The sequence below is a fragment of the Brevibacterium yomogidense genome (assembly GCF_900163715.1).
GTDB classification, from domain to species: Bacteria; Actinomycetota; Actinomycetes; order Actinomycetales; family Brevibacteriaceae; genus Brevibacterium; species Brevibacterium yomogidense_A.
In genome coordinates this window covers 17,597-43,618 of sequence record NZ_FWFF01000014.1, presented here as the reverse complement: position 1 = coordinate 43,618, position 26,022 = coordinate 17,597, and the positions used below count along the sequence as shown (strand labels likewise).

The 26,022-nt window shown below is 68.3% G+C and carries 22 protein-coding genes; 9 read left to right on the top strand and 13 right to left on the bottom strand.

The annotated features are described in order from the left end of the window. Positions 1 to 22 precede the first annotated feature (22 nt). From FM105_RS14685 to FM105_RS08115, 5 genes are all read right to left on the bottom strand, one after another. Positions 23 to 760, bottom strand: coding sequence for a TetR/AcrR family transcriptional regulator (locus FM105_RS14685; RefSeq protein ID WP_218777928.1), 738 nt, complete (start codon positions 758 to 760; stop codon positions 23 to 25). Between the two features lie 74 nt (positions 761 to 834). Then, entirely contained in the window at positions 835 to 2,919 is a 2,085-nt protein-coding gene (gene dnaG, locus FM105_RS08130) for a DNA primase (protein ID WP_087007139.1), read from the bottom strand. Beyond that, complete coding sequence (locus FM105_RS08125; protein WP_256970303.1) at positions 2,919 to 4,205, bottom strand: deoxyguanosinetriphosphate triphosphohydrolase; 1,287 nt, start codon at positions 4,203 to 4,205, stop codon at positions 2,919 to 2,921. Before FM105_RS08125 ends, dnaG begins: the two co-directional genes overlap by 1 nt. 4 nt (positions 4,206 to 4,209) lie before the next feature. Next, positions 4,210 to 5,403 (bottom strand): tRNA dihydrouridine synthase DusB, encoded by a 1,194-nt coding sequence (gene dusB, locus FM105_RS08120; RefSeq protein WP_087007135.1) that lies wholly within the window; start codon positions 5,401 to 5,403, stop codon positions 4,210 to 4,212. A 21-nt stretch (positions 5,404 to 5,424) separates the two neighbouring features. Beyond that, entirely contained in the window at positions 5,425 to 6,516 is a 1,092-nt protein-coding gene (locus tag FM105_RS08115) for a hypothetical protein (protein ID WP_087007132.1), read from the bottom strand. 127 nt (positions 6,517 to 6,643) lie between these two features. Between FM105_RS08115 and FM105_RS08110 the strand changes: the two genes are divergently transcribed. Next, positions 6,644 to 8,179, top strand: coding sequence for a hypothetical protein (locus tag FM105_RS08110; RefSeq protein WP_087007130.1), 1,536 nt, complete (start codon positions 6,644 to 6,646; stop codon positions 8,177 to 8,179). A 104-nt stretch (positions 8,180 to 8,283) separates the two neighbouring features. Here the strand turns inward: FM105_RS08110 and FM105_RS08105 are convergent, their stop codons facing one another. Continuing rightward, a complete protein-coding gene (locus FM105_RS08105; protein ID WP_087007128.1) occupies positions 8,284 to 9,666 on the bottom strand; it encodes a glycine--tRNA ligase in 1,383 nt (460 codons plus the stop codon). Positions 9,667 to 9,889: 223 nt separating this feature from the next. Between FM105_RS08105 and FM105_RS08100 the strand changes: the two genes are divergently transcribed. After that, positions 9,890 to 11,728, top strand: coding sequence for a DEAD/DEAH box helicase (locus FM105_RS08100; RefSeq protein ID WP_373404770.1), 1,839 nt, complete (start codon positions 9,890 to 9,892; stop codon positions 11,726 to 11,728). A 52-nt stretch (positions 11,729 to 11,780) separates the two neighbouring features. Then, the gene (locus FM105_RS08095; protein WP_087007126.1) at positions 11,781 to 13,574 is read left to right on the top strand and encodes an MOSC domain-containing protein; all 1,794 of its coding nucleotides are present in this window, start codon (positions 11,781 to 11,783) and stop codon (positions 13,572 to 13,574) included. A gap of 34 nt (positions 13,575 to 13,608) precedes the next feature. Here FM105_RS08095 and FM105_RS08090 read toward each other — a convergent pair whose 3' ends face one another. The 5 genes from FM105_RS08090 to FM105_RS08070 form a co-directional block, all read right to left on the bottom strand. Beyond that, a complete protein-coding gene (locus FM105_RS08090; protein ID WP_087007123.1) occupies positions 13,609 to 13,923 on the bottom strand; it encodes a GNAT family N-acetyltransferase in 315 nt (104 codons plus the stop codon). Between the two features lie 19 nt (positions 13,924 to 13,942). Beyond that, the gene (locus FM105_RS08085; RefSeq protein ID WP_087007121.1) at positions 13,943 to 14,773 is read right to left on the bottom strand and encodes an amino acid ABC transporter permease; all 831 of its coding nucleotides are present in this window, start codon (positions 14,771 to 14,773) and stop codon (positions 13,943 to 13,945) included. Further along, positions 14,770 to 15,426: an amino acid ABC transporter permease gene (locus FM105_RS08080; protein WP_087007119.1), complete on the bottom strand. Its 657-nt coding sequence runs from the start codon at positions 15,424 to 15,426 to the stop codon at positions 14,770 to 14,772. The genes FM105_RS08085 and FM105_RS08080 overlap by 4 nt, the downstream gene beginning before the upstream one ends. A 103-nt stretch (positions 15,427 to 15,529) precedes the next feature. Next, positions 15,530 to 16,426 carry a glutamate ABC transporter substrate-binding protein gene (locus FM105_RS08075; protein ID WP_087007117.1) on the bottom strand — a complete coding sequence of 299 codons (897 nt, stop codon included), beginning with the start codon at positions 16,424 to 16,426 and terminating at the stop codon, positions 15,530 to 15,532. An 85-nt stretch (positions 16,427 to 16,511) separates the two neighbouring features. Beyond that, entirely contained in the window at positions 16,512 to 17,276 is a 765-nt protein-coding gene (locus FM105_RS08070) for an amino acid ABC transporter ATP-binding protein (RefSeq protein ID WP_087007115.1), read from the bottom strand. A 244-nt stretch (positions 17,277 to 17,520) separates the two neighbouring features. Here FM105_RS08070 and FM105_RS08065 point away from each other — a divergent pair, with 244 nt between their 5' ends. Together FM105_RS08065 and FM105_RS08060 are read left to right on the top strand one after the other, a co-directional pair. Beyond that, positions 17,521 to 19,173 carry a thiamine pyrophosphate-dependent enzyme gene (locus tag FM105_RS08065; RefSeq protein ID WP_087007113.1) on the top strand — a complete coding sequence of 551 codons (1,653 nt, stop codon included), beginning with the start codon at positions 17,521 to 17,523 and terminating at the stop codon, positions 19,171 to 19,173. A gap of 1 nt (position 19,174) precedes the next feature. After that, positions 19,175 to 19,630, top strand: a complete 456-nt coding sequence (locus tag FM105_RS08060) for an acyl-CoA thioesterase (RefSeq protein WP_087007111.1) — start codon at positions 19,175 to 19,177, stop codon at positions 19,628 to 19,630. A gap of 104 nt (positions 19,631 to 19,734) precedes the next feature. Here FM105_RS08060 and FM105_RS08055 read toward each other — a convergent pair whose 3' ends face one another. Continuing rightward, positions 19,735 to 21,441 carry an AMP-binding protein gene (locus FM105_RS08055; protein ID WP_256970302.1) on the bottom strand — a complete coding sequence of 569 codons (1,707 nt, stop codon included), beginning with the start codon at positions 21,439 to 21,441 and terminating at the stop codon, positions 19,735 to 19,737. A gap of 254 nt (positions 21,442 to 21,695) precedes the next feature. Here FM105_RS08055 and FM105_RS08050 point away from each other — a divergent pair, with 254 nt between their 5' ends. The 4 genes from FM105_RS08050 to FM105_RS08035 all read left to right on the top strand — a co-directional run bounded on the left by FM105_RS08050 (position 21,696) and on the right by FM105_RS08035 (position 25,222). Then, positions 21,696 to 22,013: a hypothetical protein gene (locus FM105_RS08050; protein WP_087007109.1), complete on the top strand. Its 318-nt coding sequence runs from the start codon at positions 21,696 to 21,698 to the stop codon at positions 22,011 to 22,013. 35 nt (positions 22,014 to 22,048) lie between these two features. Continuing rightward, positions 22,049 to 22,471: a phage holin family protein gene (locus FM105_RS08045; RefSeq protein WP_087007107.1), complete on the top strand. Its 423-nt coding sequence runs from the start codon at positions 22,049 to 22,051 to the stop codon at positions 22,469 to 22,471. A gap of 69 nt (positions 22,472 to 22,540) precedes the next feature. Beyond that, on the top strand, positions 22,541 to 23,602 hold the full coding sequence (locus FM105_RS08040) for an MsnO8 family LLM class oxidoreductase (protein WP_256970301.1): 1,062 nt from the start codon (positions 22,541 to 22,543) through the stop codon (positions 23,600 to 23,602). Beyond that, the gene (locus FM105_RS08035; protein WP_087007105.1) at positions 23,603 to 25,222 is read left to right on the top strand and encodes a deoxyguanosinetriphosphate triphosphohydrolase family protein; all 1,620 of its coding nucleotides are present in this window, start codon (positions 23,603 to 23,605) and stop codon (positions 25,220 to 25,222) included. It begins immediately after the preceding gene. A 49-nt stretch (positions 25,223 to 25,271) separates the two neighbouring features. Here FM105_RS08035 and FM105_RS08030 read toward each other — a convergent pair whose 3' ends face one another. Then, complete coding sequence (locus FM105_RS08030; RefSeq protein ID WP_087007103.1) at positions 25,272 to 26,018, bottom strand: DUF1345 domain-containing protein; 747 nt, start codon at positions 26,016 to 26,018, stop codon at positions 25,272 to 25,274. Positions 26,019 to 26,022: the final 4 nt, after the last annotated feature.

The window sequence follows — 26,022 nt, the reverse complement described above, 5'->3', positions numbered from 1 at the left end:
CCGTCGAGTGCGGGGGCGCGTCTCAAATTCTTATGCCTTCCAGGACTGTGCGGAACAGGGCGAGTGAGGTGTCGAACCGCTCATGCAGGTTCGTCGGGGTGGATTCGGCGGCGGCCTCGTCAGCGGCGGCCTCGTCAGCGGCGGCCTCGTCAGCAGAGGCCTCGTCGGCGGATTCGCCGGGCGGGGGCTTGGGGCGCACGAAGGAGTGACGCAGCGGAGCGAGGGCGATGAGGACGATCATCCGCACGGCGTCCCGGGTGGTCGTGCCATCCGGCAGAGCGAGCGTCGCGACCTCGTCGGCGAGCCTGGGCGTGAGCGCATCGATGAGCATCGTGGCGAGTGCGCCGCCCGCATCCGCATTGCGCTGCACCAGTGCGGGCTCACGCATGAAGAGGGCCCTGCGTATCTGCTCGGTCTCCTCATCGCCCAGGGAGCGGGAGAGGATGTCGCGCACCACGTCGGCCGTCGTCGCGAGGACGCCGGAGGAGAAGTCCGCCGACGCGAGCGCGTCATGGACCAGCCGCTCATCGGGGCCGCTCGTCGCAGTCCCGATGATCGCATCCTCCTTGCTCGCGAAGTAGTTGAAGAACGTCCGCTGGGAGATCCCCGCTTCGTCCGCGATCTGGGCGACGGTCGCGGCGTCGAGCCCGCGCTCGTAGGACAGGCGCACGGCGGCGCGATGGATCGATTCACGCGTCAGGCGGGCCTTGCGGTCACGCAGGGACTCGCCGTCTCCGGAATCGCAGTTCGTTGTACTCACAGAGAACGATTGTGCACTGAATGCATCCTTGCATCAAGTGCAAACGTGCAGTCTGTGCAGGATATGCGTCACACTCACATCAGCTGTCGGATGCGGGCCCTCTGCTGCTCGAGGATCTGCAGCTGGTTGAGCAGTGCGGAACTCGTTTCGAGGTCCGTGGGGTCGGTCCGCTGCAGGCGCGAGTGCAGCTCGGAGGCGATGCGGGCCATGTCGGAATCGAAGAGGCGTGCGATGATGCCGCGCGAATAGCGCTCCACGCCGGCGGCGTCCTCGGCGGGCAGCGGCTCCACCGCCAGTGCGCCCACCAGCGAGCGCACCCGGTCGTCCCCTCGCCCCGCTGCGGTCTCCATCACCCGCTCCGGCCATCCCGCCGGATCCGTCAGGCCCGCGCGGATTCCGCCCGACTGCTGCATGTAGGCGTGGACGGTCCGCAGATCGGGGTGGGTGAACACCTCGCCGTTGAGTCCGTCGAAGAGCGTCGCGTTCACGAACTGCGGCTGCTGCAGAGCAACCTGCAGCGCGCCCCGCTCGATCCGCACCGCCACCGGATCGAAGTCCGGGACCGTCGTCGCCGTGCCGCCCAGCTGCTCTGCGTACTCCTCGATCCGTCCCGCGGTGCGCGGCTCATAGGGACTGGCCGACTGCGCGCCGTCCGCCGCCGGGAGCGGAGCAGGGCTCTGCCAACCGCCCCGGCCGGGATGTGCAGCACCGGCCTGCTGAGCACTCGACTGCCGGCCGCCGGATGGCTGGGGCGCCCTGCCGGGCTGCTGTGGACTCCGACCCGATGCCTGAGAGCCCGAGCGCCGCTCACCTGCGCGGCCCCGGCCGGCGGACGCGGGCTTCGCACGGCGGACAGCCTCGGCGACCTCATCCATCCCGACGCCCAGTCGGCCCGCCACGAGTCGTTCGTAGCCGGGCCGCATCGCAGCGTCGCGGATGGAGGCGACGACGGGCGCAGCCGCGCGCATCGCCCCGACACGGCCCTCGACCGTCGACAGGTCGAAGCGGGAGATCGCCTGCGTGATCGCGAACTCGAAGAGCGGCCGGCGGCCGTCGACGAGGTCGCGGACGGCGGCATCGCCCTCCTCCGCCCGCAGATCGGACGGGTCCCGGCCACCGGCCTCGACCGCGACGAACGTCTGTGCGACGAACCGCTGCTCCAGCTCGAAGGCCTTGAGCGCAGCACGCTGTCCGGCCTCGTCGCCGTCGAACGTGAAGACGACCTCGCCTGTTCCGGAGGCCTCATCGCCCAGCAGCCGACTGACGACCTTCGCATGCTCCTCGCCGAAGGCCGTGCCGCACGTCGCGACCGCCTGTCCGACACCGGCCAGGTGCGCCGCCATCACGTCGGTGTACCCCTCGACGACCACGACCCTCTTCGTCCGCGCGATCTCCCGCTTCGCGAGGTCGAGTCCGTAGAGGACCTGCGCCTTCTTGTAGAGCGGGGTCTCCGGGGTGTTCAGGTACTTGGGGCCCTGATCGTCCTCGTAGAGCTTGCGGGCGCCGAACCCGATCGTCCGTCCGGTGACGTCCCGGATGGGCCACATGATCCGTCCGCGGAAGCGGTCGTAGATCCCGCGGCGCCCTTCGGACACGAGGCCGGAGGCGGTGATCTCCTCCGTCGTGAAGCCCCGTCCGCGCACGAATCGCAGGAGGTTGTCCCAGCCGCGCGGTGCGTAGCCGACGCCGAACTGGTCGAGTGCCTCCGCGTCGAAGCCGCGCGCGGAGAGGTACTCGCGAGCGGTCTGGGCCTCCGCCTCACCCAGCTGGCGGCGGAAGTACTCCTCTGCGACCTGGTGCATCTCGATGAGCCGCTGGCGACGCCCGACCTCTTCGCGGGGCGGGCCCTCGCCCTCCTCGTACCGCAGCTGCACGCCGACACGCTCGGCCTGTCGTTCCACCGCCTCCGCGAAGGTCACTCCATCGAGCTTCTGGAGGAAGGTGAAGACGTCTCCGGACTCACCGCAGCCGAAGCAGTGGTACATGCCGACCTGCGGCCGGACGTGGAACGACGGAGTGCGCTCGTCATGGAACGGGCAGAGCCCCTTGAGCGAGCCCACACCGGCGGTGCGCAGCGACACGAACTCGCCCACGACATCGTCCAGCCGGGTGCGCGATCGGACCTCGTCGATGTCCTCCCGCTTGATGAGTCCGGCCATCAGAGCAGATCCGCCCTGCCGGCCCGCAGCCGGTGGAAGTGCGTCCACGCCGAGTGGTCGGTCAGCGATGCCAGCTGATCAACGACGGCGCGCAGGCGCTGCGCGTCCGTGTCCGCATCGCGGTGGTCCGCCGTGTAGAGGGGATCCATGGCCTCCGGGTGCTCCCCGAAGTACTCTGCGACCGTGCGGAGCACGTCGGCCTGGATCTCCTGGAGCCGCAGACGGTCCTCGGCGACCATGACCGTGACCGTCGCGAGCCCCTTCAGGACTGCGATCTCCTGCACGGATGCGTCGGGGACGACGAGGCTCGCCGCGTACCGCCCCAGCGGGCCCCATCCGAACTCCTCGCGGGTCGCGGCTTCCGCCGCAGCGGCGAAGCGGCCGATGAGCTGACTGGTCATGTGCTTCAGCGACGCCTGATCGCGGCGGCTCCCGGTGTACTCGTCCCGGGGCCAGTACGCGGCCGCGCGCAGGCGGTCGAGCGCTCTGACGATGTCCTCGTCACGGGCATCCGGCAGGTACCAGGCGCGGGTGATGTCGATGAGCTTCGTCATCGCGTCGTCGCCGGTGAACTCCTCGAGACGGAGGTGGCCGGCGACGATCGCGTCCTCGACGTCGTGGACGGAGTAGGAGATGTCGTCGGCGAGGTCCATGATCTGGGCCTCGAGGCACTGCTGCGCGTTCGGACGGCCGTCGCGGTAGAAGTCGAAGACCGTGCGGTCGTCTGAGTAGACGCCGAACTTCCGCACGCGTGCGCCTTCCCGTCCGGCGGGTGCGTCCGTGCGCGGCCAGGGATACTTCGTGCACGCGTCGAGGGTCGCGCGGGTCAGGTTGAGCCCGGCCGGACCGCCGTCGTCCGCGACCACCTTGGGCTCCAGGCGCGTGAGCACGCGCAGCGTCTGCGCGTTGCCCTCGAAGCCGCCGATGTCCGTCGCGAGCGCGTCGAGCACCGTCTCCCCGTTGTGGCCGAAGGGAGGGTGGCCGAGGTCGTGGCTGAGGCACGCGGTATCGACGATCTCCGGATCACAGCCCAGATAGCGGGCGAGTTCGCGACCGACCTGCGCCACTTCGAGGGAGTGGGTCAGCCGCGTGCGGACGAAGTCGTCGCTGCCCGGGGACACCACCTGCGTCTTCGCCCCCAGACGCCGGAGGCCCGATGAGTGGAGCACGCGGGCGCGGTCCCGCTGGAACTCTGTGCGCCGCGGGTTCTTGGGAGGCTCGTCGACCCAGCGCTCGCGATCGTCTGCGCCGTAGTCGAAGACTGGCGTCGAGAGGTATCCGGTCACCACGTCAGCCTCCTGAGATATCGAGCTCGGCCTCGGCCAGTTCCGCATACCAGGAATCGTCCATGTGCCGGGAGTCGAGCCATCCCTCCGGCAGGTGCGGGCGCTTCGCACGGGTCGTGCGTCCGCGCGAGCCCTCGGCCGCCTCGCCCGGGTAGGGCTGCGTGTGGTCCAGCTCGCCCAGCAGGGCGTCGAGCTCTTCGAGCGACGACACCTTGGCGAGTCGGCTGCGCAGGTCTCCGCCCACCGGGTATCCCTTGAAGTACCAGGCCATGTGCTTCCTGAGGTCGCGGACACCCATGAACTCGTCCTCGTAGTGATCGACCATGTACTCGCCGTGCCTGCGCACGGCGTCCGCGACGCCGCCCAGGTCCGGCTGGTTGCGCAGGGGGTTGCCCGCGAGCGCGTTCTCCAGGTCGCCGAAGAGCCAGGGTCGCCCCTGGCAGCCGCGGCCCACCACGACTCCGTCGCAGCCGGTCTGCTCCATCATCGACAGCGCGTCCTCTGCGGCGAAGATGTCGCCGTTGCCGAGCACGGGGATCGAGTCCCCCGCGAGCCGTGAGACCTCGCCCTTGAGCGTGGCGATCGCATCCCAGTCGGCCGTGCCGGAGTAGAGCTGTGCACACGTGCGGCCGTGGAGGGTGATCGCGGAGACGCCCGCGTCGACGGCGGTGCGTGCCGCATCGAGGTAGGTGAGGTGGTCGTCGTCGATGCCCTTGCGCATCTTGATCGTCAGCGGGACGCCTCCACGAGACGCTTCGCGGACGGCCGTGTGGACGATCGAGGAGAAGAGATCGGACTTCCACGGCAGCGCCGAGCCGCCGCCCTTCCGGGTGATCTTCGGCGCGGGGCACCCGAAATTCAGGTCGATGTGGTCGGCGCGGTCCTCCTCGACCAGCATCCGCACGGCCTGTCCCGTGGTCACCGGATCGACGCCGTAGAGCTGCACGGACCGCGGCGTCTCGAACGGTTCGTGGTGGATGATCCGCATCGTCTTCTCGTTGCGTTCGACGAGGGCGCGGGTCGTCACCATCTCCGTCACGTAGAGGCCGCCGCCGTACTCGCGGCAGAGACGTCGGAAGGCGGTATTGGTGATGCCCGCCATCGGTGCGAGCACGACCGGTGAGGTCAGCTCGATGTCACCGATCCGCAGTGCGGGTCGGGTGGAGGCATCGGTTCGGGGTTCGGTCACGGCAGTCACCGCACCATTGTCTCCGATCGGTCAAACGCGTCGGCTACCAGCCCCTCCAGTCGTGGCCTCAGAGGCTCCCCCGACCGTCTCACACACCGCTGAGCCCGACGTGACTGACGACGGGTTCTCCAACGCATTCAAACGGACCTGATACTGCTGCAGCCTGGTTCGTTCGTTCCGCACTGATGCTCCTAGGACATCACCCAACAGCGTCACCGAAAATCCACCAGCGCTGAAATCGAACAGCGAGCTAACCGTGAGCCATACGACTGCGACGGTTAGAAACGACCCGCCCACCAGACCCGAGTACGAGAACGAGACTAAAATCAGCAGAGGCAGCACCACAACGAGCATGGCAAGTAGCAACGACATGCATAGCGCCGCGACCGAAGGCAACCGTCGTTGCCGAGCCTTCAAGCACAGACCTCCCTCTGCGACGATCTCGGACCGAGGTCCGGCGACGAAAGAGGCGATCAGCAACGCATACGATCCTGCGACTATTGCCACTGCGCTTCGGCTCTCCACGACGATCGGGACAACTCCGATAACGAATGCCACTGCTAAGTGGATCGGCAATGAAGCCTTCAGAAGTGAGGAAGTGCGTCCGCGATCCATGGCACTAATGCGTGCTTCAGTCTTGGCGATTGATTGCTTGACGCTCTGAGCCTCTTCACGTGGGCTGAAGACGCGGAAGCGGCCAACGTACGCGGCCGTACCAAAGAAGAGCACGGTCACCGGTATCACCCAGAGCAACATGCCGAACTGTGGCCGATGCTCGTTCGCAATCATGTAGAAGGATGAGGTGAAAAGCGCAGGCGAGAAGGCTGATACGGCGACGATCGCTGCAAAGGCAAGCGTTCTTCGTTCGACCGCAGCGACTCGATCAGTCGCTTCCGAGACAACGACGACTCCGTAAATCCCGAACAGCAACGCCGACACAACACCGATCCCCCAGGCGAGCCCGCGAGTCGCCTCTCGACCGAGATCTACGGCGAGACCGATAAGATCCGGGTCGTTCTGCCACTCGTTCACCAACCACAGCACGAGGAATAGCAGACTGTTGAATACGAACGTCACGACGAAGAGCGCGCCCAATGATCGCGGCCACGACAGCTTCTCCACCCACACCTCCGGCCAGCGACACGACTGATGTTGCCATTATGCCGCCTTCGGAAACGGACTAATCGCTCGCATCTCATGGACGGTGCGCGCGGCTGACAAACATCCCTGCCGGTGACAGAGTTGAGGCGTGATCGCCCCCGTCCTCCTGTCCGCCGTGCCGCTGCTCGCCGTCATCGCCCTCCTGGCGCTGGGGCGCGGCGCCGTCACCTCCTCCCTCGTCGGCCTCGGGCTCGCCGTGGTCCTGGGGCTCACCGTCTTCCCGGTCGATGCCGGGACACTCACCGTCCAGGGGCTCGACTTCCTCCCCGTCGTCGTGGAGGTGACGCTCATCCTCCTCACGGGCGTGGTGCTCGCGCGCCTCCTGGGATCACTCGGCGCGATGGCCCGGATCAGCGACTGGGTCCTGGCCGCGTCACCCGGGTCGACGGCCGGGGCGGTGCTGGTCGTGTTCGGCATCGTCCCCTTCGCGGAGTCGGTGACGGGGTTCGGCATCGGCATCACCGTCGGCATCCCGATCCTCGTGCACCTGGGCTTCGGCATCCGGAAGGCAAGCGTCCTGGGGCTGCTGGGCATGGTCGCAGCACCGTGGGGCGGGCTGGCACCGGGCGCGAAGGTCGCCTCCGGCCTCCTCGGCATCCCGCTCACGGAGCTCGGCGTCGCAACGGCCCACTACAATGTCCTCCCGGTGTGCGTCGTCGCCGCCGTGCTCACCTTCGCGGTGCGCGACAGGCTCACGGGTCTTCTCTACAGCCTCATCGCCGGCGTCGTGCTGAGCATCGGGCTCTGGGGCTTCAACTCGCTCATCGGCACTCCGCTCGCCGGTGTCCTCGCCACCCTGCTCGTCGTCGCCGTCCTCCTGCTCGTCTTCCGGATCGGCGGAGCACGAGCGACCTTCGACCGAGAGCTCGCACTCGCACTCGTCCCCTACGGCGTGCTCACCGTCGGGCTCCTGGTCTGCAGCGCGCTCGCCGCGCTCTGGCCGCACCCGATCACGACGCTGCTCACCTCCCCTCCGGTCTGGCTGGCCGCCGGCTGCCTCGCCGCGGTCGTGCGCCTGCTCAGCCGCGGGCCCGGCACCGGGGCGACGCTGCGCGAGGGTGTGCGCGCGTGGGTCCCGGTCGGCGTGGCGACCGCATCGTTCATGGTGATGGGGTGGTCGCTGTCCGTGTTCGAGATGAGCACGCGCATCGGCGAGGCGCTGTCCGCCTTCGGCGTGTGGACCGTCCCCGCGCTGGGCATGGTGGGCTCGATCCTCGCGGGCTCCATCACCGGCTCCCTGTCGATGTTCGCGACCACGTTCGGCTCCATCGCGTCCATCACGGACACGCCGGTCCTCGAGGTGGTCGCCGCGGGTATGGCCTCATCGGGACTCGCCAACGGAGCCTCCCCGGCACGTGCGGCGCTCGCCGTCACCATGGCGTTCTCAGCACTGCCGAGAACGGCCACCGCCCCCGAGGCGGCTGATGCCTCCGCGAGCAGCGGTGACCCTGACGAGAGCGGTGACCCAGACGATACCGCCGCCTCCGAATCGATTCCGGCCGGCGTCCCGGCGGACGCCTTGCTGACGCGCGAGTCGCTCGAGCGCTCCGTCCTCCTCTGGACAGTCGTCCTGTCCGCGATCAGCGCCGCCGCTGTCGCGATCGCTCTGACCCTCACGGTCTGATTCCAGCCGGACGCAGAACGCAGTCTGATTCCAGCCGGACACAGAACGACCCCGTGCACGATGCGTGCACGGGGTCGCTGCTCGTTCAGACGGGGCGAATCAGCTCAGTTCCCGCCGACCAGTCCCGCCGCGATGTAGGCCGGCACGTCTGCGATCGCCACGCGCTCCTGCGACATGTCGTCGCGCTTGCGGATGGTCACCGCGTCGTCGTCGAGCGAGTCGAAGTCGAACGTGATGCAGAACGGCGTGCCGACCTCGTCCTGGCGACGGTAGCGACGGCCGATCGCGCCGGCGTCGTCGAAGTCGACGTTCCAGTTCCTGCGCAGCGTCGCGGCCAGCTCCCGGGCCCTGGGGCTCAGCTTCTCGTTGCGCGACAGCGGCAGCACCGCGGCCTTGACCGGGGCGAGCCGCGGGTCGAGCTTGAGGAACACGCGGGTGTCCGTGCCGCCCTTGGTGTTGGGCGCCTCGTCCTCGGTGTACGCGTCGACGAGGAAGGCCATCATCGCGCGGGTCAGGCCGAAGCTCGGCTCGATGACGTACGGCGTGTAGCGATCGCCGCTCGCCTGGTCGAAGTACTGCAGCTTCGTCGCGGACTCGTCCGTGTGGCGGCCCAGATCGTAGTCGGTCCGGTTCGCGATGCCCATGAGCTCGCCCCAGTCGGAGCCCTGGAACCCGAACTTGTACTCGATGTCGATCGTGGCGTCGGAGTAGTGCGCGCGCTCGCCGTCCGGCACGTCGAAGCGACGCAGGTTGTCCGGGTCGATGCCCAGGTCGATGAACCAGTCCCAGCAGGCCTCGACCCACTCGTCGTAGAACCGCTTCGCGTCGTCCGGGTGGACGAAGAACTCGATCTCCATCTGCTCGAACTCACGGGTGCGGAAGATGAAGTTGCCCGGGGTGATCTCGTTGCGGAACGCCTTGCCGATCTGGCCGATGCCGAACGGCGGCTTCTTCCGCGCTGCGGTCACCACGTTGTTGAAGTTCACGAAGATGCCCTGAGCCGTCTCCGGACGGAGGTAGTGCAGGCCCTCCTCGTTGTCGACGGCACCCAGGTAGGTCTTCACGAGACCGGAGAACTGCTGCGGCTCGGTCCACTTGCCTTCCTGCCCCGTCTCCGGGTCGCGGATGTCCGCGAGTCCGTTCTCCGGCTCGCGGCCGTGCTTCGCGACGTAGGCCTCGATGAGATGGTCGGACCGGTAGCGCTTGTTCGTGTGGAGGGATTCGACGAGCGGGTCGACGAACGTCTCGACGTGACCGGAGGCCTCCCAGACCCGGCGCGGCAGGATGATGGAGGAATCGAGTCCCACCATGTCCTCGCGCCCGCGGACGAAGTTCTGCCACCAGAGGGCCTTGATGTTCTCCTTGAGCTCCACGCCCAGCGGACCGTAGTCCCACGCGGAGCGAGACCCTCCGTAGATCTCACCCGCCTGGAAGACGAATCCGCGCCGCTTGGCCAGGGTGATGACGGAATCTAGGGTCGATGCCACTGAAGTGCTCCTCTTGGGGGTCGGCAAGAACGGCTGGCTGCTGTTCGATCGGACACAACCCTACCGATTGTGCCCTCTGCGTGCGTCTCGCGCACCGGACCCCGTGTAGAATTCTGACGCGGCCTCCGTGCATGAGACGAGCACCTTCGGCCGAACCCCGCGCATCCGCCATCCAAGACCTCTGCGGTCGTGCGCGCGCTACGTCTTAGGAATGAGCTCAACCATGCCAGAAGCACCCCAGACCATCGACGCCGAAACCCCGGCGGTCCAGTCCCCGGACGAGTCCCCTAAGGCGAACGACGCCGAGGCCCCCGCCGGCTTCGCATCGATGGCTCTCCACCCGGCGGTCGCGGCCGCCGTCACCGACCTGGGCTATGAGACCCCGTCCCCCATCCAGGCCCGGACGATCCCGGCCCTGCTCGAGGGCCGCGACGTCATCGGCCTCGCCCAGACGGGAACCGGCAAGACCGCTGCCTTCGCCCTCCCCACTCTCTCCGCCATGGCGGAGCTCGGTCGGGCCACCGACGGCCCCCACGCACTGGTGCTGACTCCCACGCGTGAGCTCGCGATCCAGGTGGCCGAGGCCTTCACGTCCTACGCCACACATCTCGCGGACTTCTCCGTCCTCCCGATCTACGGCGGCCAGGCATACGGCCCGCAGCTCGCCGGCCTCCGCCGCGGCGCGCAGGTCGTCGTCGGCACGCCCGGCCGTGTGATCGATCACCTCAAGAAGGGCTCGCTCAAGCTGGGCTCCCTCCGCCACCTCGTCCTGGACGAGGCGGACGAGATGCTCAAGATGGGCTTCCAGGAGGACATCGAGGAGATCTTCGCCGCGACCGCCGGCTCGCAGCGCCAGGTCGCACTCTTCTCCGCGACGATGCCCGGGTCCATCCACCGGATCACGAAGAAGTACCTCGACAGCCCCGTCGAGGTCCGCGTCGAGTCGAAGACGACGACCGGCCCGAACATTCGCCAGCGCTACCTCACGGTCATGCACTCCCACAAGCTCGATGCCCTCACGCGGGTGCTCGAGATCGAGGAGTACGACGCGATCATCATGTTCGTCCGCACGAAGCAGGCGACGGAGGAGCTCGCAGACAAGCTGCGTGCACGCGGGTTCACCGCGTCCGCCATCAACGGCGACGTCCCGCAGCAGACGCGCGAACGCACCGTCGAGCAGCTGCGCGGCGGCGCGATCGACATCCTCGTCGCCACCGACGTCGCGGCGCGCGGCCTCGACGTCGAGCGCATCGGGCTCGTCGTGAACTACGACATCCCCCACGACACCGAGTCCTACGTGCACCGCATCGGCCGCACCGGCCGTGCCGGACGCTCCGGTGAGGCGATCCTCTTCGTCACACCGCGAGAGACCCACCTGCTGCGCCAGATCGAGAAGGCCACCCGCCAGCCGGTCGAGAAGCTCGAGCTGCCGACGGTGGAGCAGCTGACCAACAGCCGCATCGCCCGCTTCGCCGGCCGGATCACGGAGACGCGGACCGGCTCGGACCTCACGGACATCCGTCCCGTCATCGAGGACTACATCCAGACGCACGACGTCACCGCCGAAGAGGTCGCTGCGGCCCTCGCGGTCCTCGTGCTGGACGGGGAATCGCTCAAGGCTCAGCCGCTGCCCGAGCCCAAGGCCCGCGCCGCGAACAGCCGGAACGAGCGCCATGGCCAGAAGGCGGGGATGCGCACCTACCGGATCGCCGTGGGACGCAACGACCGCGTGCAGCCCGGCGGCATCGTCGGCGCGATCGCGAACGAGGGCGGCCTGACCTCCGCACAGATCGGCGCGATCGACATCCGCACGACCCACTCGCTGGTCGATCTGCCGGAGAACCTGCCCGACGGCACGCTCAACCGCCTGTCGCGCACCAAGATCCAGGGCCGTCCCATCGACATCCGCCCGGACAAGGGACGCCCGGGGCGTCCGTACAACAAGCGCTCGAACGACAGCGGCGGGTACCGTGGTGACCGTGACGGCCGCAGGCCCGGTCGCCCGGGTGGCCGTGACGTGAGCCGCGCGGACGCGAAGAAGAGCTTCCGCCGCAACGACTGACGCGAGGACCGGCTGGCGAAGACCGGCCCACGCAGCACGGAGGAGGGCGTCCATGCACCCGCACGTGGTGTCACTCCACCGGTTCCCCGTCAAGGGGTTCCCGGCCGAAGACGTGGCGCAGGCCGTCCTGGAGCCGGGGGCAGGCGTCCCCGGCGACCGCGTGCTCGCGGTCTCGGACGGTACCGCGGACACGGTTCCCGGAGCCTGGAACCGCTGGTCGCACTTCTTCGCCCTCAAGAAGCGGGCCGACCTCGCAGGATGGTCGGTCCGCTCCTTCGATGACGGGCACGTGGCACTCACTCCCCCGGCAGGCGGGGCCCCGATCGTCATCGAGCCGGCCGATCCCGCCTCGCGCTCCAGAGCCGCGGGCGCCATCGCCGGACACCTGCAGTCCGATCCCGGAGCCGTCGACGTCGTCACCGCCTATGCACCGGCGGCGCCGCAGGGCATGTTCGACAGCGAGCACGGGCACGTGAGCATCATCTCCCTGGCGACGGTGCGCGCGCTCGAGACCCAGACGGGGCGCAGGATCGACCCCCTGCGGTTCCGCGGCAATCTGCTGGTCGACGGGCTCGAGCCGTTCGCAGAGTTCGATCTCGTCGGCTCGGTCGTTCGGATCGGCGACGCGCGCGTGCTCATCCGCTCCACGATCGAACGGTGCACCGCCACCACAGTCGGTCCCACCACTGCCGTCAGCGACATGAGCGTTCCGCGCATGCTCGCGACCGAATTCGGCCACATCCACTGCGGTGTCTACGGCACCGTGCTCTCCCCCGGTGCTGTGCGACCGCACGACGCGATCACGGTGGAATCCGCGACCACGGACCGCCCCCTGCCCGCCGGCACCGGGCCCCGCTCGATGATCGTCACCGACTCCGCGCTGCTCGAGGACGGCCGGCACACGCTGCGCCTGCGCGACCCCTATCGCTGGTTCCCCGCCCACTGGGAGGCAGGCCGCCACGTCCGCGTCCATCTGCCCGTCGAGGGGCGGCACACCTGGCGCACCTACACCGCTGCACTGGTAGACGCTGCGGAGTTCTCCCTCATCATCGGCGTGCGGGGGCGCGTCTCCACCGCGCTGACGCGGCTGCGACCCGGTGACCGCCTTACCGTGTCCGGCCCCTTCGGGGCGCTGACCGCGGACCGCGTCCTCGCAACCGCCGCCGAGGCGCCCACGGCTGACGCGCCGGCCTCCGGTGTCGCTCTCGTCACCGCTGGGATCGGCCTCACCAGTGCTCTGTCACTGCTGCCGGGAGTGCCGGACGCTCTCCCCGTCCGACTCCTCCACATCGACCGCGGGGTCGATACGGGCGCACGCCCCACCCTCGCCGCGCTCGAGGGATTCGCAGAGGCGCCGGGCCGCACCCTCACGCTGTGGGACACCGCGGTCAGGGGCAGACCGACCCGGGCGGACCTCGTCGCAGCGGTGACCGGGGCCTCGGCGGCGGTGGTCTGCGGAGGAGCGGAGTTCGTCGCGGCGGCCACTGCGGCGTGCGAAGCCGCGGGCGTTCCCTCCGAGCGCATCCACCGCGAGGCGTTCACCTCACCCGTGGACGACCTCGCCGACCGGCTCGCAGGCTACGAACCGGCGGTCATCAGCCGACCGGACGGCACGCGCCTGCCGTGGGGGCCGGAGGACGGGACGCTGCTCGACGCACTCGAGGCGGACGGGGCGCGGATCCCCTTCACGTGCAGGTCCGGGGCGTGCGGCACGTGCGCGATCGCCGTCGATGATTCCGCGCACACGATCCGGGTGCTGGAGGCGACCGCAGACGCGGGACCGGGTCGGGTCCTCAGCTGCTCGACCGTGCCCGTGGGCACGCTCAGGGTCCTCGACGAGGGCTGATCCCCGCCGACCGACCGGGACAGGCCGGGACGGCTCAGGCCAGCAGCGACCGGTACTGCGGGAACCGCTCCATGTACCGGTCCACGTAGCTGCACATCGACCGGATCTTCGCGTCGTCCTGGGAGAACCGCTCGAGCGATTCCGTCACGAGCGTGCGTGCCCAGCCCTGCCGCGAATACGCCTCGTCGATGATCGTGTGGAGGATCGTCCGCACGTCGCCGTCCATCCGGTACTCGAGGAACCCGACGAGCACGGGGACCTCCTCATGCACATCGTGGATGACGATGCGGCTGCGTCCTTTCTCCTCCGTCACTGTGTACGGCGTCGCCACCTTCGTGGGTTCGGCCATCTGAACCTCCACTCCTGCGTCAGTCGGCACCCTTGGCGGGGCCTGTGGTCGCGGCGGTCTTCTGCGACATCCTCTTCTCAAGGTATCGCGCGATCGCAGCCACCACCATGTTGATGATGATGAAGAGCACGGCTCCCACGATGAATGTGGGAAGCAGGTTGTTGTAGGTGCGTCCGATCGCGTTCACCTGGTACAGCAGGTCCTGATAGGTGACGATGAAGCCCAGCGCCGAATCCTTCAGCAGCACGACCACCTGGGCGATGAGCGTGGGCATCATCGCGCGGACCGCCTGGGGCATGAGGATGAGCCGCATCGTCTGCGAGCCCTTCAGGCCGATCGACATCGCGGCCTCGCTCTGCCCCCGCGGCACCGCGAGGATGCCCGCGCGGATGATCTCCGCGATCACCATGCCGTTGTACAGCATGAGTCCGATCACGACGGACCAGAACGAGCCGATCTGATTGCCGAAGACCAGGAACATCGCGAAGATCAGGAGCAGGACCGGCACTCCGCGGAACACCTCGAGCACCAGGGTCGCAGGCAAAGACACGGCTCGCGCCGGCGCGAGACGCAGCAGCGCGAAGACCACCCCGACGATGAGCGCGAGGACCGTCGCCACGATCGCGACCTTGATCGTGGCCCACATCCCCGTGAGCAGCGTCTGCTGGATCACCGCGTAGGTGAACGGCTCCCACTTCGCGGACTCGAGCTGTCCGGCGTCGGAGAACTTCCAGATGATGAAGGCGACGAGCCCCAGCAGCAGGAGCACGGACACGGCGGACAGGATGACGTTCAGCCGACGCGCGCGTGGTCCCGGCTCATCGAACAGGACCTGGGTCGGTGCGCTCATCGGAGGATCACCAGCTTCTTCTCGAGGTAGGCGAAGATGCGGCCGAGCCCCAGCGCCAGCACGAGGTAGATGAGCGCGGTGGCCAGCAGGAGCGGGATGACGATGTCTCCGCGGACCTCGATCGCGTTGCGCATCGCGGAGATGAGCTCACGGTTGTTGAACGCGGATGCGATCGACGTGTTCTTCAGCATGGCGATGATCACGCTGCCCAGAGGCGGGATGACGGTGCGGAACGCCTGGGGCAGCACGACGAAGCTGAGCACCTGGCCGAATCCCAGGCCCACCGCGCGGGCGGCCTCCGCCTGGCCCACGGGAACCGTCGCGATGCCGGAGCGCAGCGTCTCCGCGATGAAGCAGGAGGTGTACGCCGTGAGCGCGATGCACGCGAGGACGAACGAGTTCATCCCGGCCGTGCTGCCGAACCGGATGTCGAGGTACGGGAGGCCGAACACGCAGAAGAACATCACCAGTGTGAGGGGGGTGTTCCTCACGACGTCGACGTACGCGGCGGCGGCACCGCGCAGGATCGGCACCGGGGACACGCGCATCGCGGCGAGGATCGTGCCGCCGATCAGGCAGCCGACCAGTGTCACGCCGAACAGCGCGAGCGTCCCCCAGGTCCCGCTGAGGAACGTCTGGATGAGCGGATTCACGGAAGCCTCACGTTCTCGAGTGGTCGTATCGGCCCGGCGGCCGCTGCGTGCGACCGCCGGGCCTCACCGGCGAACCGGTGCGAGGGCGCAGAGCCGACCGGTATCAGTACCGATCGACCTCAGGCTGCTCGACGTCGGAGGAGTCACCCAGGGTGTACTCGAACGCCTCTGTCCACGTGCCGTCCTCCATCGACGCCTCGAGCGCGTCGTTCACCGCGTCGCGGAGCGCGTCGTCGTCCTGGGGCAGGCCGACGCCGTAGGGCTCGTCGGTGAAGGGCTCACCCACGACGGAGAACTCGCCCTCGTACTGAGCGGCATAGCCGCGGAGGATCGCGTCATCGGTCGTGACCGCGTCGACGGAGCCGGACTGGAGGTCGGTCACGCACTTCGAGTAGGCGTCGTACGTGACCAGCTCTGCATCCGAGTACTCCTCCTCGATGTTCTGCGCGGGGGTGGACCCGTCCACGGAGCAGACCGTCTTGCCGCCGATGTCCTCCGGGCTCGCGATGTCCGAATCGGCTGCGACGAGGAGGTCCTGGCCGGCGACGTAGTAGGGGCCGGCGAAGTCGACGACCTTCTTCCGCTCGTCATTGATCGTGTAGGTCGCGACGACCATGTCCACGTTCCCCTGCTGGAGGAACGGCTCGCGGTTCGCGGAGACGGTCTCCGTCCATTCGATCTGATCGGGGCTGAAGCCCAGCGACCCGGCCACGATCTTGGCGATCTCGATGTCGAAGCCCTCAGGGACATCCGAGCCCGGCTCCTGATTGCCGAGTCCCGGCTGGTCCTTCTTCACCCCGATGGTGAGGGTGCCGGCGGAGTTCGCGGCCTCCCATGTGGGGCTGTCGGACAGATCGACGTCTTCGGCGACCTCGTATTCGGGGGCCTCTCCCCCACCTCCGCCTCCCGCTGCGGGCTCAGGGGCGCCTTCCTGTCCGCACGCGCTGAGTGCGAGCACTCCGACGGCCGCGCCGGCGATGATCGTGCTGAGCTTCTTCATGGTCTGACTCTCCTTGTGGGGATTCGTACCCGTCGACGGCGACGGGTGGGGTGCGATCGGCGGGATGTGCGGCCCGCCGCCGGGATCACTGGGTGAGGAGCTTCGAGAGGAAGTCCTGCGCACGGTCCGACTGCGGATTCGTGAAGAACTCCTCCGGCTCCGCGACTTCGACGATCTCTCCGTCGGCCATGAACACGACGCGGTGCGCGGCCTTCCGGGCGAAGCCCATCTCGTGGGTGACGACGACCATCGTCATGCCCTCCTCCGCCAGCTCGACCATCGTGTCGAGGACTTCGTTGATCATCTCCGGGTCCAGCGCGGACGTGGGCTCGTCGAACAGCATGAGCTTGGGCTTCATCGCGAGCGAACGGGCGATCGCGACGCGCTGCTGCTGCCCGCCCGACAGCTGAGCGGGATACTTCTGCGCCTGGTGCTCGACGCCCACCCGTGCGAGGAGCTGCATGGCGAGTTCATCCGCCGCCGCCTTCTTGAGCCCCCGGACCTTGAGCGGTCCGAGCGTCACGTTCTCCAGGATCGTGAGGTGGGCGAACAGGTTGAAGGCCTGGAAGACCATGCCGACGTCCGAGCGGAGCCGTGCGAGTCCGGAGCCCTCCTCGGGGAGCTGCTGCCCGTCGATCGTGATGGAGCCCGCGCTGATGGTCTCCAGACGGTTGATCGTGCGACACAGAGTCGACTTGCCGGATCCGGACGGACCGATCACGACGACGACCTCGCCGCGGGAGACGTGCAGGTTGATGTTCTTCAGTGCCTGGAAGTCCCCGTAGAACTTGTCGACGTTAGTCATCTCGACAAGAGCATCACTCGTGTCGTGGCTCACATTCGCGGTCATGGCGCCAAGACTACTCACAAGACCCTCCAAGGGTCATCTCAGACACTGCGATTGGTGCTGATCCCACACGAATCGGAATACGATCGTCACATAGATCACAGACCCGACCGGACCACGTGACGTCTCATGACACGAGACGCCTGTGCCGATCCGCTCCCAGTCGGGCAGATTCGCTACCCAACACCGGATTTCCGCGCATAATGATCCGGAGCCAATCCACCGCGACCACGAAGGATCTCTCACAATGGCGTCACCCTCCGCCCGTCTCGGCACCCCGTCGGCCGGTCATATGATCGTCCGCTCACTCGAACAGCACGGGGTCGAACGGGCCTACGTCGTCCCGGGTGAGTCGTACCTCGATGTCCTGGACGGGCTCCACGAATCGAGCATCCAGACCGTCGTCTGCCGCCACGAGGGCGGGGCCGCCTACATGGCGGAGGCGGACGGCAAGATGTCGACGACGCCCGGTGTCGCGATGGTCACCCGCGGTCCGGGAGCGGCGAACGCGCACGTCGGCCTGCACACCGCATGGCAGGATTCGACGCCGATGGTGCTGTTCGTGGGGCTCATCCCGTTCGAGCACCGTGAGAAGGAGGCGTTCCAGGAGTTCGACCCCAAGGCGTGGTTCGACACCGGCGCCAAGCGCGTCATGGTGCTCGACCACCCGGAGCGCGCATCGGAGATCGTCGCGGAGGCGATGTTCGCCGCGAGTTCCGGCCGCCCGGGGCCCGTCGTCGTCGGACTCCCGGAGGACATCATCACGATGCCGCACGAGGACCTGGTGCACCCGGAGATCCCGATCGCCACCGGCGGCATGACGGTCACGGACTGGAAGGCGCTGAAGGCGGCACTCGACGGCGCCGACCGCCCGCTCTTCGTCTTCGGCGGCAACGACTGGACGCACGACGTCGCGGACGAGTTCACCCGGTGGCTCGAGGGCCACAACCTGCCCGCTGCGGCCGAATGGCGCTGCCAGGGCACCGTCCCGTTCGGGTCCCCGTCCTATGCGGGACCACTGGGATACGGCCGGCCCGACTTCACCCAGAGCCTCATGAGCGAAGCGGATCTGCTCGTGTTCGTCGGCACCGTTCCCGGCGACGTCATCACGGATGGCTTCACCGTGCGGCAGAACTGGGACAAGAAGAACTTCATCGTCACGATCGATCCTGCCCTGCGCGGCCGCTCCGGCCCCGTGACCCATCAGATCGTGTCCAAGCCGGAGCCCTTCATCCGCGACCTCGCCCGCATGGACCTCCCGGTCCGCGACGCGTGGAGGCAGTGGACCAACAGGCTGCGGCAGGCACAGGTGGAGTTCTCCACCGCGCCCTCGTCGACTCCCGGCGACGGCCAGGCTCGCATGGCGACCCTGATGGGCGGTCTGGTGGAGCGCCTCGAGGACGATGCGATGGTGACGTTCGGTGCGGGCGAGCACACGAACTGGGCGCACCGCTACTTCCCCACCAACGGCTACGCCTCGATGCTGTCGGCGCGCAACGGCTCCATGGGCTACTCGGTCCCCTCCGGCGTCGCCGCGTCGCTGCGCTACCCGGACCGTCAGGTCGTCACCATCGCCGGCGACGGCGAGTTCCTGATGAACGGTCAGGAACTCGCGACCGCGACCCAGTACGGGGCACACCCGCTGGTCGTCGTCATGGACAACCAGGAGTACGGCACGATCCGCACGCACCAGGAGCGAGAGTACCCGGAGCGGGTGTCCGGCACGCAGATGGTGAACCCGGACTTCGCGCTCATGGCGCAGGCGTTCGGCGGCCTGGGTGTGCGGGTCGAGCAGGATGCGGACGTCCCCGCAGCGCTCGATCAGGCGTTCGCCGCGATCGGTGAGGGGAAGTTCGCACTGATCCACCTCATCGTCGAGCAGCGGGTGAAGGCGTACTGAGATGACCACGACGGGAGGAACGGCTGCGTCGTCGCCGCTGAGCGGATACCCGCTGCGCTCGTATGACAAGCTCCGCTACGCGGACACCGATCGCCAGGGTCACATCAACAACGCGGTCTTCTCGACGTTCTTCGAGACGGGTCGCGTCGAGCTCATCCATCAGCTGCGGCAGGTGTCGGCGGATCCGACGAAGGACTTCGTGATCGCGAAGATCACCATCGAGTACCTCAAGGAGCTCCTGTGGCCCGGCGAGGCCGAAGTGGGTTCCCGCGTCATCCGCGTCGGCACCAGCTCGATCATCATCGAGCAGCTGCTCACCAGTGAGGGGCTGCCGCATGCGCGCGCCGAGTCCGTCATGGTGCTCACCGACAACACGACACGGCGCTCCACACCGCTCGACGACCTGTCGCGCAGCACGCTGGAGTCCCTGCGGGGAGATGCCTCTCCGCGCGACTGACGGACCTGTGGGACACACAGTCCTGTTGAGCAGAACGGGCGGGACGGCGCAGATGCGCCGTCCCGCCCCATTCGTGCGTCGTCCTCAGGTGTCCTCGCAGACAGTCAGGCCGTGCCCACCAGCCGTGCGGCCTCCTCGCGGAGCTCCACCTTCCTGACCTTCCCGGACACGGTCATGGGGAATCCGTCCCGGACCTCCACGTAGCGCGGGATCTTGTAGTGCGCGAGGTGGCCCTGGGCGAACTCGCGGAGATCGTCCGCGGTCAGGCTGTCATAGCCCTCCGCAGTGACGACCCACGCCATGAGCTCCTCCCCGTACTTCTCGTCGGGCACCCCCACCACTTGGATGTCCTGGATGCCGGGGTGGCGGTAGAAGAACTCCTCGATCTCCCGCGGGTAGATGTTCTCGCCGCCGCGGATCACCATGTCCTTGATCCGCCCTGTGACGTCGACGTAGCCGTCCTCGTCCATGATCCCGAGGTCACCGGTGCGCATCCAGCGCCCGGCGTCGATGGCCTCCGCCGTCTTCTCCGGCTCACCCCAGTAGCCCAGCATCACGGAGTACCCGCGGGTGAGGATCTCACCCTTGACGCCGCGCGGGACGGTGCGGCCGGTCACGGGATCGACGACCTTCACCTCCACGTGCGGCATGACGCGTCCCACGGTCTCCGTCCGACGCTCCAGGGAATCGTCGACGCGGGTCATCGTGGAGACCGGCGAGGTCTCCGTCATCCCGTAGCAGATCGCCACCTCGGACATGTGCATGCGGTCGATCACCTGCCGCATGACCTCCACCGGGCACGTCGAGCCCGCCATGACCCCCGTGCGCAGAGAGCTCAGGTCGTAGTCGTCGAAGTCCTTCAGCGCCAGCTCTGCGATGAACATCGTCGGCACGCCGTACAGAGACGTGGCACGCTCCTGCTGCACTGCGCGCAGTGTCGCGGACGGGTCGAACGAGGCGGCGGGGATCACCGCGCACGCACCGTGCGACACGATCGCGAGCGTCCCGATGACCATGCCGAAGCAATGGAAGAACGGGACTGGCAGCACGACCACGTCCGTCTCCGAGTACCCCAGCAGTCCGCCGATCGAGAACCCGTTGTTGAGGATGTTGTGGTGGCTGAGGGTGACGCCCTTGGGGAACCCCGTCGTGCCGGAGGTGTACTGGAGGTTGACCGGGTCGTCGGCCGACACCTCGTCCTCGACCTGGCGCAGTCGGGTCGCCCACTGCGCACCGGTGCCGGCCAGCAGGGCCCGGCCGCTGTTCCAGAGCCGTTCGAACGACTGCTCGGGGCGGATGTGCGCACCCGCGTCGGATCCCAGCGGCCCGGGCACGGTGTCGAGCGCGATGACGTCGACGCCGGCGATCTTCCCCGCCGCCTCGTTCGACATGCCCAGGAAGTCCGCGTGGGCGTCCACCACCTGCGTGATGAGCACCTTCGTGCCGTTCTGCTGCAGCACGTACTCGAGCTCGTGCACGCGGTACGCGGGGTTGATGTTGACGAGGATCCCGCCGATCCGTGCCACCGCGTACATCACGAGCGTCCACTCGGGGACATTCTGCGCCCAGATCCCCACGCGGTCGCCGGGTTGGACTCCCCTGTCCAGCAGCGCGACCGCCAGCGCCCTCGTGTCCTCATCGAGCTGCGCATACGTCCATCGGCGACCCGATGGGACATCGACGAGCGCGTCTCTGGCGGGGTGCACAGAGGTCGCCGCGGCAAGACTGTCGCCGAGCGTCAGTCCCAGCAGCGGCACGTCTGAGATTCCCGAGCTGTAGGACAGGTTGCGGATGGTGGGCTGTGCGGTCACGTCTTCGTTCTCCTCACGTCGTCACGGGATCATCGGCGATCATCGGCGATCATCCAGGCGCTACTCTCGCATATCCCGCGCGGTCGTGCCGCCCTCCGTGCATGGATCGCACTGCTGATCCACGATCTGCGCGGACGGGTGCGTGTGACAGGACCGCAACACAGATCCGAGAGTGGGAATCTGCGCGTGTCGTAGCGTAGAACTCGCAGCGGTCCCGCACGAGGCACCGCAAGGATGACCCACGGAGCGCACCCATGTTCGAGAAGGAATCGACCCGCAGCTTCTCTGCGGAACCGGAAGCCGTCTACCGGGCGCTCCAGGAATGCGCGCACAGCGCGCGGCACCTGCTGGAAGCGGACGACGGAGCGCGCGCGGTGACGTTCCAGACGGGCAAGTCGCTCTTCTCATGGGGACACATCGTCACGGCGCAGGTGCTGGACGAGCCCGGCGGCGCACGCCTGGAGCTGGTGGTCACGGGCCTTCCGGAGGCACCGCGCGCACTCATGGACGGCAAGAAGAACGCGTCGATGGCGGCGAAGGTCATCGAGGACGTGGCCACCCGCCTCCCCTGAGGGTTCTTCCAGCGGCGCTCCGTACAGTGGAGTCCATGAGATTCCTCGTCCGCACCATCGTCAACGCGCTTGCACTCGCGGCAGCCGCGATCCTGCTGCCGGGGCTCTCGATCTCCGGCAGCGGCGCACTCGCCTCCGCGATCGGCGACGGTCCCGCCACCGTCGTCGCCTACCTCGTGATCGCCGTCGTCTTCGGCGTGGTCAACGCCTTCGTCAAGCCGATCGTCGCGTTCGTCTCGACTCCTCTCACGTGCCTCACCCTGGGGCTCTTCTCCATCGTCGTGAATGCGCTCATGATCGCGCTGACGGCGTGGCTGTCGGAGTTCACACCCATCGTCCTGGAGGTCGACGCCTTCTTCTGGACCGCGGTCCTCGCAGCCATCATCGTGGCCGTCGTCTCCGCGGTGCTGGGTTGGCTGCTCCCCGACTCCGCGCCAGAGCGCACGGCGGAGCGGTGAGGTGCGGCGCATGACTGCCCGGTACCCGCAGCGCTGCGCATCGTGAGCACCGTGAGTACCCAGAGCACCGTGAGCACGGAGAGCTCCAGCCAGGGAATCCCGTTGTCCGTCCTGGACAGAGCCCTCACGCGTCGCGGTGCGGCGGACGACGTCATCCTGCGCGAGGTCGTCGACCGCGCGGTGCGGCTCGAGGCCCTGGGATTCCGCGGAGTGTGGGTCGCTGAGCACCACGCGGTTCCGGGCATTGCGGGCTCCTCACCCGCTCTGCTCGCCTCCGCCGTCGCCGGTGCGACGTCGCGGATCAGGGTCGGCACCGGAGGCATCATGGTCCCGGCTCATCCACCGTTCGTCATCGCGGAGGCCGTCTCCACACTCGAGGCGCTCCACCCGTCCCGCGTCGACGTGGGACTGGGCGCGAGCACGGGCTTCACCTCCGCTGTGCGCTGGTCGCTCCGACAGGACGACGACGCGGCCTCGCACTTCGAGGCCGATGTCGAGGAGCTCACCGATGTGCTCTCAGGCCGCGGAGCGGTCACGCTCCGACCACTGCCGGCAGCGCCCACTCCGCTGTACCTCCTCACCGGTGGCGGCCGCCTCCCCTTCGCTGCCCGGGCCGGGCTGGGTGCCGTGCTCGGCGGCCCCTCGGTCGATCCCGGCGCGGCCGGTGGAGTCGCCGGCGACGAGGAGTCCGACGCGCGTGGACCCGAGTCTCACCCGGGTGCGACCGCCTATCGCAGTGCGTTCGTGCCCTCGTCCTGGTTCAGCGCCCCGCGGCTCATCGTAAGTGCGTCCGTCGCGGTCGCTCCCACCGAGGAGGCGGCGCGACGGCTGGCGCTGCCCGAGGCGTGGGCGATGGCGCTCTCGCGCTCCACCGGTTCGTTCGACAGCCTGCTCCCGGCTGAGGACCTGGACGTCGCCGCACTCTCGTCCCAGCAGGCCCGGCGCGTCGAGCAGGCGCTGGCGTCGACGGTGCACGGCACACCGGAGCAGGTGGCCGCACGCCTCCAGCGGATCGTGAGGTACACGGGGGCCGATGAGCTGCTCGTCACCGGTGACGTGTCGGATCGTGCGGGCGGTGAGCTGAGCGACCGGCTGCTCGGGCAGATGGTGATCCGGAGAGGTGATGTGTGAATGACCGCTGTGCCAGCCCACCCTGCTCCGCACGCAGATCGCCGCCTGCAGCGACGCCACCCGGAGTCCATCCGCTCGCAGCACCGCTCCGCTGTCGAAGAGGTCGCCGATCCCGGCGCGGCCGGCCACGGAGAGGTCCACGAGTATCGGATCGACCTGGAGCGACTGAGGTTCTCTCCGTACTTCGGTCGCCTGTCGGCCGTGACCCAGGTGGTGCCGCAGTCCGGCGTGGGTCCGGTCATGCACAACCGACTCACGCATTCGCTCAAGGTCAGTGCGGTCGCGCGCGTCATCGCGGCGAACCTCGCCGCGCGACTGTCCGTGCATCGCGAGTATGCCGCGGGTCGCGCACGGACCGACGATGAGGTGGGTCGCACTCTTGCCCACCTGGGCGGGTGCGACACGATCGTCTCGCAGGCGGCTGCGCACGCCCACGACCTCGGGCACCCGCCGTTCGGCCACCTCGGCGAACGGGTCCTCGACCGACTCGCCTCGACGGAGCTGGGGCTGGACGAGGGCTTCGAGGGCAACGCGCAGACCTTCCGCATCCTCACGACCCTCGACACGCTGGGGCTCGACTTCCCCGGGGTGAACCTCACCGCGTCGGTCCGCGCCTCAGTGCTGAAGTATCCATGGACACGCGGCATGTGGGCGGGAATCGATGCAGAGCGGATGCCTGCCGAGGAGCGGCCCCGCGGGGTGGGCCTCGATCCGGTCCGCGGGGCCGTCAAGTTCTCCGCCTACGCGCTCGAGGCCGAGGAGATGGATGAGGTCCGCACGGCGTTCCCGCACCTCGAGCACGGGGCGCAGACCGTCGACTGCGCGATCATGGACCTCGCGGACGACATCGCCTACGCCGTCCACGACCTCGATGACTTCGTCCGTGCGGGTGTCCTCCAGCACGCACCGGTCGCAGGCGAGTTCCACGCCTGGCTCAGGGACTCCGGTGGATTCCGCGACGGGAGCACGGTGGAGCTCGATCCGCAGTGGCGCGTACCCGGCGTCTCACTCGAACTGCTGTGGCGACGAGCGAAGACGAAGGATCCGTGGATCGCGGATCGGGAGTGCTTCGCAGACGCGGTGGAGCGCATCAGCGCCGAGCTGGGCGACGATCTGCTGACCCGGCCCTACGACGGGGGCGTCGAGGCCGAGCGCGCGGTCTCCTCGTTCACCCGCCGCTGGATCGAGCGCCTGCGCAGCGCCGTGGTGGTGGAGGCGCGACCCCATGTGCGCGGCGGTCACGTGCATCTGGAGCAGCGTGCCTGGCACGAGGTCCTCGTGCTGAAGTTCGTCCACGCGCGGTTCGTGCTCGACCTGCCGGACATCGCGCAGGCGCAGAGGGGCCAGGCCCGCGTGCTCGAGGACCTGGTCCGGGGCTTCGACGCGTGGCTCGACGACCCGCACGACCACGGCCGCGCACCGCGTCGTCTGCTGGAATGGGTCGACGGGACGACCCAGGCCGTCTTCGAGCTGCACGGTCGCCGTCCGGACCTGCTGACCGGAGACATAGGCGACGCGGCCCTGCGACGCCAGGGACGGTCACGTGCGATCCTCGACTACGTCGCGTCGATGACGGACCAGCAGGCGTTGGCCACGCACGCATCGATCACCCGAGGGTGACGGGCGGCGCGTTCGTCGAGGCCAGGCCCCAGGGATCCAGTCCGGGGACTCAGACGGCGAAGCGGCCGAACAGCAGAGTCACCGACATCGCCACGATGACGGTGTTGAACGCGAAGGCCAGCAGCGTGTGAGACCGCTGTGCGGTCCACGCCTCACGGGTGTGAAGGCGCGCATGGCCACCGGTCATCGTGGAGGCGAGGACCGAATGGGTCAGGAAGTCCGCGAAGACGGGCGCATCCTCCACAGGAACGTCCATCCGCTGCCCGGACGCGCGGATCCGCGCGTAGCGGAGGGCGAACGAGTAGGCCATGATCGCCCAGGATCCGGCGACCGCGCAGAAGCCCAGCATGATCATGAAGATCGATCCGCGCAGCTGTCCTGTCGTCGCGATGAGGATCGTCAGAGCCGAGGCCACGCTGGCCGCGGAGATCGTCCACGATTCCGCACTGGTGCTTCCGACGATCGAATGCCACCAGCGGGCCGGCGCCCGGTACTGGCGCCCGCAGATCTCATGGAGCTCGGGCGAATCGAGGCCGGTGAAGACGACGTGCGTGTAGAAGCAGTAGATGCCGGAGAACGCGACCCAGAAGACGAGGTAGAGGAGGGGAAACTCGGCGCCGACGTAGGCGCCCACCCAGCCGGCGTCCCCGTGGACCGCCTGTGCGTGCCGCACGGCCTCGACCTGACTGGGGAGGAGCACCGTGGCGGTGAGGACGAGGCTCCCGACGCCCGCGAGGCTCTGCCGGGTGTAGTCGCTCGAGAGGAGGGGCGCCCGCGTCATGGCCTGCTCGTTCATCGGA

What these genes read in the sequence shown, in the direction of transcription:
- dnaG (WP_087007139.1), bottom strand. Translation starts at nt 2,919, where the DNA reads ATGGCCGGACTCATCAAGCGGGAGGACATCGACGAGGTCCGATCGCGC.
- FM105_RS08100 (WP_373404770.1), top strand. Translation starts at nt 9,890, where the DNA reads ATGCCAGAAGCACCCCAGACCATCGACGCCGAAACCCCGGCGGTCCAG.
- FM105_RS08095 (WP_087007126.1), top strand. Translation starts at nt 11,781, where the DNA reads ATGCACCCGCACGTGGTGTCACTCCACCGGTTCCCCGTCAAGGGGTTC.
- FM105_RS08090 (WP_087007123.1), bottom strand. Translation starts at nt 13,923, where the DNA reads ATGGCCGAACCCACGAAGGTGGCGACGCCGTACACAGTGACGGAGGAG.
- FM105_RS08085 (WP_087007121.1), bottom strand. Translation starts at nt 14,773, where the DNA reads ATGAGCGCACCGACCCAGGTCCTGTTCGATGAGCCGGGACCACGCGCG.
- FM105_RS08075 (WP_087007117.1), bottom strand. Translation starts at nt 16,426, where the DNA reads ATGAAGAAGCTCAGCACGATCATCGCCGGCGCGGCCGTCGGAGTGCTC.
- FM105_RS08070 (WP_087007115.1), bottom strand. Translation starts at nt 17,276, where the DNA reads ATGACCGCGAATGTGAGCCACGACACGAGTGATGCTCTTGTCGAGATG.
- FM105_RS08065 (WP_087007113.1), top strand. Translation starts at nt 17,521, where the DNA reads ATGGCGTCACCCTCCGCCCGTCTCGGCACCCCGTCGGCCGGTCATATG.
- FM105_RS08060 (WP_087007111.1), top strand. Translation starts at nt 19,175, where the DNA reads ATGACCACGACGGGAGGAACGGCTGCGTCGTCGCCGCTGAGCGGATAC.
- FM105_RS08050 (WP_087007109.1), top strand. Translation starts at nt 21,696, where the DNA reads ATGTTCGAGAAGGAATCGACCCGCAGCTTCTCTGCGGAACCGGAAGCC.
- FM105_RS08045 (WP_087007107.1), top strand. Translation starts at nt 22,049, where the DNA reads ATGAGATTCCTCGTCCGCACCATCGTCAACGCGCTTGCACTCGCGGCA.
- FM105_RS08035 (WP_087007105.1), top strand. Translation starts at nt 23,603, where the DNA reads ATGACCGCTGTGCCAGCCCACCCTGCTCCGCACGCAGATCGCCGCCTG.
- FM105_RS08030 (WP_087007103.1), bottom strand. Translation starts at nt 26,018, where the DNA reads ATGAACGAGCAGGCCATGACGCGGGCGCCCCTCCTCTCGAGCGACTAC.